This window comes from Streptomyces sp. 13-12-16 (assembly GCF_002114215.1).
In the GTDB taxonomy this organism is placed as follows: Bacteria; Actinomycetota; Actinomycetes; order Streptomycetales; family Streptomycetaceae; genus Streptomyces.
On record NZ_NCTE01001390.1, the window covers coordinates 1 to 364 of the forward strand.

Sequence of the window (364 nt, forward strand, 5' to 3'; positions counted from 1 at the left end):
CTTCGGCTGGGCCGGCCGTGACCCGCGCCCGGGGACGCGCCGCGAGGGACGCTGGCTGCTCGGCACGGGCACGGCCGCGGCCTCCTTCCCCTCGGGCGCCCTTCCGTCGACGGCCGCGGTGACCGCGGAGGCGGACGGCACTTTCACCGTGCGGATCGCCGCGGCCGACATCGGCACCGGGGCGCGCACGGCGCTCACCCTGGTGGCCGCCGACGCGCTTCGGGTGGCGCCCGACCGGGTCCGGGTGCACATCGGCGACAGCGACTTCGGTCCGGCGGGGATCGCGGGCGGCTCCATGGGCACCCGCTCCTGGGCCTGGGCGATCACGGCCGCCGCCGGGGAACTGCGGGACCGGCTCGGGCCG

General features: G+C 79.4%; 1 protein-coding gene. It reads left to right on the top strand.

Going from position 1 to position 364, the window contains the following annotated elements; all coding sequences use genetic code 11:
• Positions 1–364, top strand: a 364-nt coding sequence (locus B7767_RS41290) for a molybdopterin cofactor-binding domain-containing protein (protein WP_143652970.1), incomplete at both ends; no start/stop codon positions are given.